Origin of the sequence: Ascidiaceihabitans sp. (assembly GCF_039986515.1) — a bacterium.
In the GTDB taxonomy this organism is placed as follows: Bacteria; Pseudomonadota; Alphaproteobacteria; order Rhodobacterales; family Rhodobacteraceae; genus Ascidiaceihabitans.
The window spans coordinates 935270-947422 of sequence record NZ_JBDWQO010000007.1 but is presented as its reverse complement, the minus strand read 5'-3'; the positions used below and the strand labels follow the sequence as shown (position 1 = coordinate 947422).

The window sequence follows — 12153 nt, the reverse complement described above, 5'->3', positions numbered from 1 at the left end:
TGATGCTGCGCCTGATAGCATTTGCGCGGCATCGCAGCAATGTCGGGGTTTTCCTTTGTGCTTCGGCGCGTTAGTCAGCGGGTGTCAGAAAAAGGATGCGTTCCATGATCCCAAGACTTGATGCACAGCTTATCCGCTCAGGAGACCTTGCAACACTGGCCGCTTTAGGCGAAGCGGCAAGGGGGGTCGGTTTTGCGACCGTTTATAACACCGCCCTGACGCCGTCCCGTGTTGAAGATGTCATTGAAATGTACCGGGCCTTCTTCCATTTGCCTGAAAGCGCCAAACGTGAAATCGATATGGCACGAACCGGTGCCAATCGTGGTTGGGGTGCGCCTGGATCAGAACAAGTCGATCCGGATGCAAACCCGGACTACAAACAGTTTTTCGACAGCGGATTTGAGCTGTCCAAGGGCGATCCTTTGGCTGAACTTTCCGTTTATGCGCCCAATCAATGGCCAAAAGTTCCAGCCGGCTTCCGCGAAATGGTTCAGGCCTATTATGATGACGCCCGCGATGTGGCGATGGATGTTTTGCGCGGAATAGCTGCGGCCACCGACATGCCTCGCGATTACTTTGACGCGGCCTTCGCCAAACCTATGGTTTTGTTGCGTGGCAACTACTATCCGGAACGCCCCGTGTGGGCGACGGCCAAGGATTTCGGGATTGCTACACATACCGATTACGGCTGTTTGACTTTGCTGGCCACCGATGGATCACCGGGACTGGAAGTGCGCAAGCGAGGAGGCGGATGGATCGCTGTCGAAGCGCCTCCGGGTGAATTTGTTATCAACTTTGGTGAAATGATGGAATTCTGGACCGCCGGAGACGTAAAAGCCACGCCGCACCGCGTGGTGGGGGGCATGCACGAGCGTATTTCAGTGCCATTGTTCTTTAACCCGACCCATGACACTAATGTGGCCCCTCCGGGGTCAGATCAAGTTATCTCGGCGGGGGACCATCTGGCAAAACGGTTTGAGGAAACTTATGTGCATCTGCAAAAGCAGTAGGCCTGATCACAGTGCTGCAAGGACGCGCTGTGCCCATGCGCTGGCCTTTTCGGGATCATCCAGCAAATGTTCAGGCATCGTCCAGTAGGGCATAGAGCTGGCCGCGCCGCCTTTGCGTGTGTAGGTCCAGCGTTCCCACCCTTCTGCGTCGAAGGCTTTGACCATGTCACCCGCACCTTTGAGCCGCAATTGGCCCTCCGACATCACCAGCGCGAAGATGACGCCATCTGCATAAATCCCAAGCCCGCCGAACATTTTGCGTGTGGTTAAAAGCCCGACACCTTCAAACAGATCATGAACGAAAGCGATCTGTTCGTCGGACACGGCCATCTTACATGCCTTCGAATTTGATACTTTCGCCACATCCACAGGCTTCGGTCACGTTGGGGTTTTTGAACTTGAACCCGGATTCCAAAAGGCTGGTTTCATAATCAATTTCAGTGCCGAACAAGAACATTTGTGCCATGGGCGCAATCAAGACGCGGGCCCCGTCCTGTTCAACCACTTCGTCATTGGGGTCTTTGTCGTCGACATAGTCCATTGTGTATTCCATGCCCGCGCAACCGCCTTTTTTGACGCCGATACGCAGGCCCGCGTGGCCGCCGGTTTCCATCAGTTTGGAAATCTGGGCCGCCGCTTTTGATGTGATGGACACGGCTTGTTTTCCGGGGATCGAGAACATTTTTCTGCTCCTGTAGGGGGCACGCCTTGCCTGCGTGGATCTGTGGAATTGCTTACATGAACCCTAATTCAAGGCGGGCTTCGTCAGACATCATGTCCATGCCCCAAGGAGGTTCCCAGACCAAAGACACATCAACGTGTTTGACACCTGGCAATGGCTCTACGGCGTCTGCAACCCAGCCGGGCATTTCGCCTGCGACAGGGCATCCGGGCGCCGTCAATGACATGGTGATTTTCACCGCATTCTCGGCGTCGATATCGATGGTGTAGATCAGACCCAATTCGTAGATGTTTACCGGAATTTCCGGATCATAAACCGAACGGCAACCCTCTACGACGGCCTCGTACAGCGGGTGGTCGGTAGAAGAGGGCGCAATCAATGGCGCACCTTCAAGCATCTCGTTGTTCTGGTCCATCACGGGTCTCTTTTCACGTTTCCTGAGTGATTATATAGGGATTGCGTGCGCTTGCGTCCAGAGGGGCAATCGATGCTTTGGGAAGTTGCTTGTTTGTAGCGTGACAGGGATTTTTGCAGTGAATGACAGAGATATTTGCAGCAAACTACTTTTGAAGTGTTTAATAAGATTAACGCCGACCGAGGTTTAAAAAAGCAGTGTTTAAGGGTTATGTATCACTTCCCTTTGGATTGCTGTTATCCGCAATATCGATAGTCAAGCCAAAGTCTGGATCTGTAGGAAACATTTCTTTCAGAGCAGACGAACTGGGGACGCGCTCTTCGATGATCCTCTCACTATCTGCTTTTGAAATTTCAATTCTTAGCTCACGGACGCTTTGAAAGGTCACCCAAACAAGTCGAAGCCTGTCGGTGGCAACCAATGCGCAAGCAAACACTATGCCTTGAACGAAGCGGTCTGGGGCGTCATTGGCGTAAACATCCAGCCAAGGTATCCCGAAGGGGTTGCTGAAAGTGGGCAGGCCAGATTCATGCACAAGTATAGCCCCACTTCCAACGAGTAGCATGGCTAAAACGCTAAACAGCTTGCCAATGAGCGAAGATGTTTTTGCATCCAGCTCATCCAACTTCGCTGGTGTAAATGTCGCAGAAATTGTGTTCCCGACCAAGAGAGAGATGGCAGGTAGAATACCTGTGGACATTAATCCAAACAAAGTAATCAACATCTGAGGAACATCGCCGCCCAAAAATGTTGGATTGAACCAGAAGCCTATACAGAAAGTTATGAGCGCCAATACCCACATTTATTTGTTAAAGTCACAATCTATATGGCCCAACTGCGCCCACTTTTTCATTACCTTCACGATGGCTTGCATGGCTGCATCTGGGTTCAGCATGTCGCTGGTGCACTCAATAGATCTTGGTTCTGAGAGCTTCATGTGTCCACCTTTTTCAGAGCCATTGCCCACCAAGCCGATAGAGCTGTTGTCAAGATTGCGAACGGCTTCTTCAATAGCTTTGCGGTTGATCGCGGCCCTAGACTTGCCGTGTTTGAACAGTACATTAAAAGCTCCCTCAATCCAACCTCCTTCAGGAACGCTTTCGCTGAGAGCACCTATTTCCTCGTGGTTCCAACCGAGTAGTTCGAGAACCTCAAAAACAGTGGCTCCGTTACCCTTGGCTTCTGCGAGAGAGCGTTGCTTTGTTCTGTTAGAAGCCGATTGGGCAGCGGATCTCTTTGGTAAAAGTTTCATTGAACGTATCTCAGGAAGTTTGCCTTGAATTTTTGCAGGCAAAAGGATCGCTTCGCCTGGTTCCAACTCTTCCGCATCCTGCAGCATTGACGTCAAAAAGCGTTCCAATGATCGTCCGCGGGCTTTCTGCCCTTCAATTAGCCCTACGTGGTTGCCAGCGATGGCAAAGTAGAGAATTCCATCGACAATGCTGTTTTCCTTCCCGACGGAAAAGTTTGCAAGCTTTAGAGACGGAATGTCTTGGTCGACAGTTCCGTTAATACCGGGAATTTCGACACCTTTTTTTACGTGTATAATTTGTCCACAAAAAACGGGTCCATCCCATGTGGCTTCGTTTGACATCTGGTTAAGAACAAAAAAACTTCCGTCTTGATCAAGATCTTTTTTTCGCAAACGCACAGAAGTAGACAACGCTGGATCGTCAGCACCAGATGATCTACGCAAAATGTCTACAAGTACGTCTTGAAGATCAAACCCTGTGAATAGATCTTCTGTTTTTACGTATCGATACTGAATAGAAGCCGTCTTTTTAGACACTTTTGCCAACTGTTTACCCTCAAAATTTCTTTCAAGGAAGCCTGCATTGATTCTACCGGTGACTACAACCTTGGTCGTTGCGCTGGGGTTTGACACAGCCTTTGTTTAGCTGACCGTTAGTCCAGAAACCAACGTTCAGCATCCGCAGCGTGCAAGTGGCGGCCGTTGCACAGGTTGGACCGGCTGCATAGTCTCCGTTTCCAACCTTACAACTGATCATGACCTTGGTTTTAAAGTGCAGCCCTCAAGTTCAGCTCGCAAAGCGCAATACGCATGCGCTGCAGCCAGTGAGACCACTCCATTACCGGCCGCACCGGATCGGTCCAGCCCGAAGGCCAGCCCATCATCCAGTCCGTGAATGCAGGGTTTAAGTTCAGGGGATCGCTCGAGTGCTTTTCCCCACTCAACAAAATCACTCTGAACCTGTGGGAAGATTGGAAGCGCTGGGGTGTCCAGCCCGCGGCTGTCATTAGATCCCACATCAGTGTCCAGGCGCTGCCTGCATTCTTGATCCCGGTTTGGGTGCCGATCTGGTTCAGATCCGTCTTGAATTGTATCCCGTTCGCCGTGCCCACAATGCAAGCTCTGTTGCCCGATCCCTTGAATGTCGGAGTGGGCCAGAATGAAGAGCCTTTCGCGGGTAGGGCCGTCCATGTTGGTACAGTAGGATCGACCGCCAGAACATGCTGTGATCGATCTAATGGCCGCAGAGAGCCCATTGTAGCTAATGCTGCGACATGGACGAATGGCAGCCTTGAAGATGCGATCGAAAAACCAGTCAATATGGCCAGGCCAAGCTTTGGAAGCTCATGTATTAACTGCCTAGAAAGGAGCGGTCGATTATATGAGTAGGAACATGCGCGATCTATAGAGGGGGCCTCTAAGGCGGCCGCGCTGAAAGGTAGAGATGATCCGGAATTTAAGAATCGCAATCAAACTCCCTGCTGCAATTGTCGTGCTATGCAGTATCGCAGTGGGTATGATGGCTTACATGGCGGTTGGATCAGCTCATCAAATCTTGGAGAACCAGGCGCAGACCAGATTGACAAGTATCGCAAACGCTAAAAGGCTATCTCTGAAGTCATCACTCGATGCGCTTCGAACAAGTGTTGTCTCGCAATCAAACTCACCTGTATTTCGTGGAGCCCTTACAGCTTTTGTCGGAGCGTTTGAAGCCATCCCAGGAGACAAATTCGACCATTTGCGCCAGCGATTTGTGATCGACAACGAACACCCAAAAGGGGAAAAGCACTTTTTGGACTTTGCTGAGGGCCGTGATGGTTACAACCGCGCCCATCGCAAGTTTCACCCATATTTGAGATCGCTGGTTGAGAAGAACGGCTATGCTGATCTTTATTTGGTCGACGAATATGGAAACGTTCTTTTTAGTGTGATGAAACACGAAGATTACGCAATCCGCATCTCAGATGAAGGCATCGCGGAAACTGGACTTACGCGCATCTTCGCAGACTTGATTAACGGTGGAAACGCCTCGCCCTTTGTTTTTGAAGACTTTTCGGAATACGAACTGGCACAATCGACCTCGTCGGCCTTTATGGGGACCCCGATACAGGCCTCAAACGGCGCAATCCTGGGCGTCCTTATTGTTAGGTTTGAAAAGGAAGCAATCAGGGTGACTGACGACTCCTTGGCCGGTCTCGGTGAAACTGGCGTCGTCTATGCCATCGGCGACAACAGAGCCTTGCGCGCGTTGAGTGGAAATGCCAGCGAGCAGGCGTTCATAATTGATGAAAACGCCGTAGGGCCTGTCGCATCAGCATTGTCTGGGGCATCGGGCGTCGTAGAGACTACAACATTTTCCGGGACTCCGGCCTTAGCAGCCTACTTACCCATGCAGTTCGCCGGTACATCTTGGGCCGTCGTTGCTGAGCAGGAAAACAGGGAGCTTTTTGCTGACATATCAACACTACTGAAGTCTACTGTCACAAATGGCGCAATACTGATGTTGTTTTCTGCGGTGATTGGGATTCTTTTTGCCAAGAGTATCACACGCCCTCTGCTGTCCGTACGAGACGTAATGTTAAATGTCGCGAGAGGCGAATTGTCCAGTGACGTGCCGGAGACAGATCGTCTTGATGAAATCGGTGATCTGTCTCGAGCTCTGGACACCATGCGCAGTGACCTACAATCTGCCGATGCCGAGTTGATTGCCCGCAACAAAGAGCAGGAAACCGCCAGTAAAGAGATGGCGGAGATGGCGGCAGACCGAGAGAAAGCTGCACTGCGTGAGGTTGAAATAGCAAAAGAAAAAGAAGCCTCAGATCGCGAGACGGCGCAGGCGCGAGAGGCAATGATGATCGATCTTGGGAAATCCTTTGGCACGGTTGTCGAAGCGGCCATCGGTGGCGAGTTTTCGAATCGTGTAGAGGCGAAGTTCTCCGATCAAATCCTCAACCAGCTTGCAGAAAACATCAACCAATTGCTGGGTGCTGTGGATCAGGGCCTGTCCGAGACTGGGCAAGTGCTAGAGCGTGTCGCTGATGGGGATCTGACTAAGGGTATGGAGGGCGACTTCCGCGGTGCATTTGGGCACCTGCAGGGCAATGTCAATAATATGATAGACGGGCTTAAGTCTCTCATCATTGAGATCTCGGGGAGCGGCAGCACACTTGCGGAATCGTCGGCTGAATTGCGTGATACCTCAGGTGTTTTGTCAAACCGGGCGGAACAAAATGCGGCATCCCTTGAGGAGGCGTCAGCAGCTCTTGAAGAGCTTTCTGCAAGCATCAAGCAGGTTGGCGGGAATGTAGCGGATGTGAGTAAGGACGCACAGGCTGCTCGGGATACGGCGCAATCAAGTGAGAAGGTTGCAGCTGATGCCGCAGCGTCAATGGATAGGATTGCTGCTGCCTCCAAAGAGATCGCAGGTGTTGTGACCGTAATCAATGACATTGCATTCCAGATCAATCTGCTTGCGTTGAACGCTGGCGTGGAAGCCGCGCGCGCGGGGGAGGCTGGCCGTGGTTTTGCCGTTGTTGCTTCTGAGGTTAGACAGCTTTCGCAAAGAGCTGCAGAGGCGTCAAACGAGATCTCAACGGTCATCACAAAGAGCGACACAGCCGTGTATGAGGGTGTTGAAAACGTGTCTCGCGCGCAGTCTTCGTTAGAGGAGATTACAGTCAGCGTGGTGAGCATTTCAGCTGAGGTTAATGAGATATCTAACACAATAGCCGAACAGGTTGGTGGCGTTGGTGAAATCACAGCTGCCATCAGCCAGATTGACCAAAGCACACAAAAACAAGCCGCTTCATTTGAAGAAGTCACTGCTGCAAGTGGCCTGTTGGCGAACGAAGCTGATGGTTTGAAGCTGTCGACGGCCCGGTTTCGTACGGGCGAAGAAGCCAATGTTCTTGAAATGAAACGTCCGGCACCGACTAAGGCGATGCCTAAAGAAAGGCCCAAGATCGTAGCGACTGGTGGCGGTAGCGTGACCAATGAAGGGTGGGAAGAATTCTGATCACATCTGTTGCTCTGGAAAAGGCTTCCTGAGCATGTGTCCTCTTCAGTTTTCGCACCGAAAGGCTACTCAATCTCTCTTTGGTCTTGTCCCGCTTACGTTCGGGTCTCTCAACTCATTTATGCAGCCTTTGGCGATATGATTACAACAACATCAGACCGCACTCATCATTAGAGAACCAAACACCCGCTGAAGCGCGTCGTAGGCTTGAGCAATTTGAGGGCCCCGCGCACGCCGCGCTTGCCCAAACCGACGACCAGAACTATGAAAACCAGACCCGCAAAGTCTCGTTATGAATGAGGGAGCCTCCGGGGGCAGGTCAGGTGCTCAACATTGTGTTTTTGCCACCATTCCTAAATTCACGCCCACTCGCTGAAAATGTTTAATTCGGTTCCAACAGCTTTTGACGCCACCACACTTATGCAGTACACTCATAGGTAGTTTTCGACTGGCCATCAGTCCTGCATTTCCATACTAGCACACCGAGGCTTTGGCGATTTAAATACGCATTTGAATTAGGGGGTGCATTCGTGCTTTCGAAGTGGGCTTGGGTAGCGGCTTTGTGTGTATGCACGCTGCCAAACAATGTGTTGTCAGATTCTAACGCCCCCACATCAGACCCTGCAGACATCCCATACAGCAGGCTTCCGGAGGATTTTTGCGACCATCTATTTGACCTGAAAGAGAATGTATGGGGCAGCAAGGCGCCAGTGAACCAATTCCTGCGGATGGAGATGGAAGGCAAGACGCTGCCGATCAAGCTGCCGCGCAACTATCTGGAAGAGCGATGGGATTTCAACGAAGGCTATACGGTGCCAAGCCACGGATTTCGCGTGGACATGGACAGCTTTGCGCCGATTTATAGCAGGGACTTGCGTGCGTTTTGGGATACGCGAGGGCAACGTCATTTGAGTATTGTGGTCGCTGATACGACAGATTTACCCCAAATACTAAAGTCCTTAACCCGCATCCGATTTCCAAAACCAGAACTGCATGGCGGGCTAACCCGAAACTACATTGCAAATTTGGATCTTGTCCGAACTGAACCAGCACGTCCTGTCGTGATGCACTCGATAATGTACTCAGGCTATGACGCGTCAAACACACTAACGGACGTGTTCCGGTGTACCAGAGAGGGTTATGGCGTCAATCAAACATGCTCTCACTATTTTCGAGCGCATGCCGTTGACGTGAACACACGCTTTAACGGTTCGCACCTATCCGAATGGAAAACAATCAAAGCCAATGTCACCCAATTCTTGGGTTGCATGCTGAGTAACGAGGAAGAGTAAGAATGAGCCTGTCCAGTACCCAACTGTCCATTTTGGCGTCACATGCCGAAGTTGGTGATCGCGTTGCATATTACGAAACCTGACATGCGCCGAAAACTGACCACATACAGCTCGTTCGCTTGCAAAACGGCGTTACCTACAAGGACCGTAAACTCTTGCATTGGTCAGACAATGGACACGCAAGCATCACAGTGTATTTCACGATGCTTATGGCTGGTCTTTGGCACGATGATGAACCGGTCGTCTGGAATTTTTCGAAAGAGGTGTATTCTAGGCCAGCTACCGACGCGGAATTATCGGATCTACAAGTAGGTCAGGGTTCTCGATAAACCTTCGAATGTTTCGCAAAAAATGCGGTTTAGATAGTCCGGAAAGATACTCTTGCCCGGACCGACCGTGGGGCGGAGATAACCAATTTTGGACGGCGGGGAAGCTGGTCGAAGTAAACCCGTGTTGTAGAACTTTGCCGTTCAAAGCGTCTGTTTGACGATGCAACGCGATGATCCAGTCGGCACTGTGCCACCAACGCGCGTAGGCCAGGCAAAATGCGTACTGACAAAAGCATTGAGTCTTCGCAAAATCGCCTCTGTGTTCTTTGGCAAAGAACACATCCCCCATGTAGATCAGCCCGTCCTTAATGGCTGCCGCGTCTTCATCCAAATTCGACATAACCTTGGTGTTGCTGTCCCGAGGGAAATGTCGAGAGTGCATCTGAGCCAAGTGCATCCCGACATCATTGTCACCAATATTGTCAAACCGTGCCCCAAGGGTGCCGACAATTTCTGAGCCTTTGCGCATGATCAGCCAGAAGCTGTTGTTTGAGTTGAAGTCATTTTTTGCCGGTGAAAGAATAGATTGGATAGGGTTGCGGCTTGGAAGGCCTTCGATCTGATCAGCTAGATCGAGATCGATGGTACAATCTTCCAGATCGTATCCTTTCGCGGACATGTATTCCAGACACATCGCAGCCATTGTAAAAACAGACGTTGAAGGCACTCTGGGTTCTCCTCGGCTGCCGTTTCATTGGTTGTCCTATTTTTTAGATGATGTGTGCAAGGTTCCTATTGGCAGCGGTGGCACTGTGGCTGAGAATTGGATGTATGACGTACTTCTGCATAGTGTTGAGTTGTTTGGGGAGCGGTCATTCGCTGCGTTGTGCGCCGAGGTCCGGTACGCGGCAAAGGGATACTTCGCAGCAATCGCTCGAACGGCTGCTTTGTAAAAAAAAAGGCGACACAATGTGCCGCCCTTTCTATTAGCTTATTGCTGCGAAACTTACAGGTCTTCGACTGCTGTGCTACGAATGTTCGTCCACTGGTCTTCGGCTTTCGAGATGGTGCCATCGCGGTCTTTGTTGAATTCATCAAAGATGGCACGGTTCAAGAAGACATAGAGGGAACCATCGATAACAGCGTGATACTCAGGGTCGCCGTCGAACTTCTTCCCAACCGACACACCGAATGTGCAGAAGCCGCCGTTCTGGGGCAGGTATGCAGCGGGATCTGCTTCGAAAGTCTTCATGTTTTCTTCAGTGGAGAAGTAGTATGCAACATCATCGAACACGGCCGTATAAGCCGCCGTGCCCTCAACGGGGTTTGCAGTTGCGATAAACTCAACCGGGTCCACTCCGTGCAGGCCCAGAGGTGCACCGGCTGCGGTGATGCCGCGTGAAACGTTGTGTTCGTCTGCTGCCATTGCGGCCGTGCTGCTGAGAGCAAGACCGGTCAAAAGAGCAGAGGTGATTGCGAGTTTCTTGAACATTTGAAGATCCTTTTTCTGACTATGAGCACCCGACTGCCGAGTGCCCATTTCGTGCTGATTGAGATATCAAGTTTGAACTTTTTGACAATAGATCTGGCTTTGCTATGAACTAATCGTATGAATTTTAGAACTATCTGACAATTTCGGGGGAAATGAGAAGGTCATATAGTCTTCATTCCCCTACTTGGAAAAAAACGAGGGTGCCTTCAAACGGGAAAAGGGCCGCACATGTTGTGCGGCCCCCCCCAACTTAAACTTGAGGCTTAAGCGCTCAATGCTTCGTCTTCCGGCTGATGGAGGCCAACAACCATGAGGACGGTGGCGCCAAGCAGCGCGTAGTACCAGAAGTCGAGGCCCGTGAAGCCGAGCGCAAAAGGTGCTATGACAAAGACGGCACCGACTAACCCATCAACGGCCAAGTGGATGCTGTAAGGCAGGACACGGATAAGGCCGAGATGGTGATCGGTTAGAACCGTCAGGCCGAAGGCCGCAACGCCGGTGACCACTGAAAGCCAAAACGCCAGAGGGTTGTCAGCGCCAAGGCCGAACAGGAATGGCATGGCGATAAGGCCAATGGCGACGGGATAATCAAGGTAAGCGTGTATCGTTTTGGTAACAAAGCGCATGGTATTTTTCCTCAGAGTTTGAGCTGCGACGCAGCATTGATGAGGTCAAATTAGGCGCTGGGTTCGGATGCATCCATGTCCGGAAGTCTGCAAAAATTCGCAGATCGTTCAATCTTATGTACGAACGAGGTTTTGAGACTTGCGGAATTCGGCTGGTGTCATCCCAGTCTCTTTTTTGAAGACACGTGTGAAGGACGAGTCGGAAGAGTACCCTGCATTTTCAGCCGCTTCAGAAAGCGATGCGCCCGGTTCCTGTAGTACGCGCTTCGCAAGCTCCATCCGCCAACGCGTAACATACTCTAAGGGCGTTATATTCATCGTCTTGTGGAACTGAACGGCAAAGCTAGTCCGCGACATGCCGGCGGCTTGGGCGAGGGTTTCCACCGTCCAACCCTCTGTCGGTGTCTTGTGAAAAGCATCAAGGGCGCGGCTGAGGTTCTTGTCAGAGAATGCGCCCAACCCCCATTCCGTTGCCTCATCGCCGTCGATAAAGCTGCGGATGGCTTGCGCGAAGATCGCTTCTGACATCTTCAATGCAATTAGGTCGCCACCCAACTTTGCTCCACCGGCTTCCTCCCCGATCATGCGGAGCGTGGCTTCCATCCAGCGCCCGGCACTTTCACCATAATTCTTGAGGTGAATGTACGGTGGCAAACGGTCCAGTAGGACATGACGCGAGCTCGGATCGAAAGAGAAGTGCCCACAGACCAGCTGCGTCTCGCTCTGCATCTCTTCCCCGCCATAAACGAGAACGCCTGAGCCATCATAACCAGACTTTTCCAGCACCGCGTCAAGCGGCAGGATTGTCTTCTCCGGCTCATGTCCACAATAGAGTGAGTGTGGCGCACCATGCGGAATGATCACAAGATCGCCCTGGGCGAGGTCAACGATATCGTCTGTACCATCCACACACACTAAGCAGGCGCCGCGATGTGCAAAGTGAAAACGAGCGACGTTCTCGTAGCTCGGAACGGCAACACCCCAAGGCTTTGAGAACGATGTGCGGAAGTACAGCGTTCCCTGCATCGAAAGGTTCGTCAGGATATGGCTAAGAAGATCAAGCATGGGAAATACCTACTCTTACTGACGGGAATGTACAG

At 51.4% G+C, this 12153-nt stretch carries 13 protein-coding genes and 1 pseudogene; 4 read left to right on the top strand and 10 right to left on the bottom strand.

All coding sequences use genetic code 11. From position 1 onward, the window contains the following. The first annotated feature begins 104 nt into the window (after window positions 1-104). Window positions 105-1010: a 2-oxoglutarate and iron-dependent oxygenase domain-containing protein gene (locus tag ABJL60_RS07315; RefSeq protein WP_348289613.1), complete on the top strand. Its 906-nt coding sequence runs from the start codon at window positions 105-107 to the stop codon at window positions 1008-1010. Between the two features lie 6 nt (window positions 1011-1016). On the opposite strand, the gene ABJL60_RS07310 is transcribed toward ABJL60_RS07315, so the two are convergent. The 6 genes from ABJL60_RS07310 to ABJL60_RS07285 form a co-directional block, all read right to left on the bottom strand. Next, entirely contained in the window at window positions 1017-1340 is a 324-nt protein-coding gene (locus ABJL60_RS07310; RefSeq protein WP_348373712.1) for a TfoX/Sxy family protein, read from the bottom strand. Window position 1341: 1 nt separating this feature from the next. Next, complete coding sequence (locus ABJL60_RS07305) at window positions 1342-1692, bottom strand: iron-sulfur cluster assembly accessory protein (protein WP_348373711.1); 351 nt, start codon at window positions 1690-1692, stop codon at window positions 1342-1344. Window positions 1693-1744: 52 nt separating this feature from the next. Further along, on the bottom strand, window positions 1745-2107 hold the full coding sequence (locus ABJL60_RS07300) for an SUF system Fe-S cluster assembly protein (RefSeq protein ID WP_108828111.1): 363 nt from the start codon (window positions 2105-2107) through the stop codon (window positions 1745-1747). A 208-nt stretch (window positions 2108-2315) separates the two neighbouring features. Then, complete coding sequence (locus ABJL60_RS07295; RefSeq protein ID WP_348373710.1) at window positions 2316-2900, bottom strand: hypothetical protein; 585 nt, start codon at window positions 2898-2900, stop codon at window positions 2316-2318. Between the two features lie 9 nt (window positions 2901-2909). After that, window positions 2910-3992, bottom strand: coding sequence for a hypothetical protein (locus ABJL60_RS07290; RefSeq protein WP_348373709.1), 1083 nt, complete (start codon window positions 3990-3992; stop codon window positions 2910-2912). Window positions 3993-4126: 134 nt separating this feature from the next. Continuing rightward, a complete protein-coding gene (locus ABJL60_RS07285) occupies window positions 4127-4471 on the bottom strand; it encodes a hypothetical protein (protein ID WP_348373708.1) in 345 nt (114 codons plus the stop codon). A 332-nt stretch (window positions 4472-4803) separates the two neighbouring features. On the opposite strand from ABJL60_RS07285, the gene ABJL60_RS07280 reads away from it, so the two are divergent. The 3 genes and pseudogenes from ABJL60_RS07280 to ABJL60_RS07270 all read left to right on the top strand — a co-directional run bounded on the left by ABJL60_RS07280 (window position 4804) and on the right by ABJL60_RS07270 (window position 8666). Continuing rightward, complete coding sequence (locus ABJL60_RS07280; protein WP_348373707.1) at window positions 4804-7374, top strand: methyl-accepting chemotaxis protein; 2571 nt, start codon at window positions 4804-4806, stop codon at window positions 7372-7374. 125 nt (window positions 7375-7499) lie between these two features. Beyond that, window positions 7500-7670: pseudogene (locus tag ABJL60_RS07275) on the top strand (integrase core domain-containing protein); the annotation flags it as partial. 234 nt (window positions 7671-7904) lie between these two features. Further along, window positions 7905-8666: a hypothetical protein gene (locus tag ABJL60_RS07270; protein WP_348373706.1), complete on the top strand. Its 762-nt coding sequence runs from the start codon at window positions 7905-7907 to the stop codon at window positions 8664-8666. 279 nt (window positions 8667-8945) lie between these two features. Here the strand turns inward: ABJL60_RS07270 and ABJL60_RS07265 are convergent, their stop codons facing one another. From ABJL60_RS07265 to ABJL60_RS07250, 4 genes are all read right to left on the bottom strand, one after another. Then, on the bottom strand, window positions 8946-9662 hold the full coding sequence (locus ABJL60_RS07265) for a hypothetical protein (RefSeq protein ID WP_348373705.1): 717 nt from the start codon (window positions 9660-9662) through the stop codon (window positions 8946-8948). Window positions 9663-9941: 279 nt separating this feature from the next. Continuing rightward, a complete protein-coding gene (locus ABJL60_RS07260; RefSeq protein ID WP_348291226.1) occupies window positions 9942-10427 on the bottom strand; it encodes a YHS domain-containing (seleno)protein in 486 nt (161 codons plus the stop codon). Between the two features lie 263 nt (window positions 10428-10690). Next, window positions 10691-11053, bottom strand: coding sequence for a hypothetical protein (locus ABJL60_RS07255; RefSeq protein WP_348373704.1), 363 nt, complete (start codon window positions 11051-11053; stop codon window positions 10691-10693). 114 nt (window positions 11054-11167) lie between these two features. Next, window positions 11168-12118, bottom strand: a complete 951-nt coding sequence (locus ABJL60_RS07250) for an AraC family transcriptional regulator (RefSeq protein WP_348291230.1) — start codon at window positions 12116-12118, stop codon at window positions 11168-11170. Window positions 12119-12153 lie beyond the last annotated feature (35 nt).

Coding starts and splice junctions, on each gene's coding strand:
- ABJL60_RS07315 (WP_348289613.1), top strand. CDS start 105: ATGATCCCAAGACTTGATGCACAGCTTATCCGCTCAGGAGACCTTGCA.
- ABJL60_RS07255 (WP_348373704.1), bottom strand. CDS start 11,053: ATGCGCTTTGTTACCAAAACGATACACGCTTACCTTGATTATCCCGTC.
- ABJL60_RS07260 (WP_348291226.1), bottom strand. CDS start 10,427: ATGTTCAAGAAACTCGCAATCACCTCTGCTCTTTTGACCGGTCTTGCT.
- ABJL60_RS07305 (WP_348373711.1), bottom strand. CDS start 1,692: ATGTTCTCGATCCCCGGAAAACAAGCCGTGTCCATCACATCAAAAGCG.
- ABJL60_RS07250 (WP_348291230.1), bottom strand. CDS start 12,118: ATGCTTGATCTTCTTAGCCATATCCTGACGAACCTTTCGATGCAGGGA.
- ABJL60_RS07310 (WP_348373712.1), bottom strand. CDS start 1,340: ATGGCCGTGTCCGACGAACAGATCGCTTTCGTTCATGATCTGTTTGAA.
- ABJL60_RS07300 (WP_108828111.1), bottom strand. CDS start 2,107: ATGGACCAGAACAACGAGATGCTTGAAGGTGCGCCATTGATTGCGCCC.
- ABJL60_RS07280 (WP_348373707.1), top strand. CDS start 4,804: ATGATCCGGAATTTAAGAATCGCAATCAAACTCCCTGCTGCAATTGTC.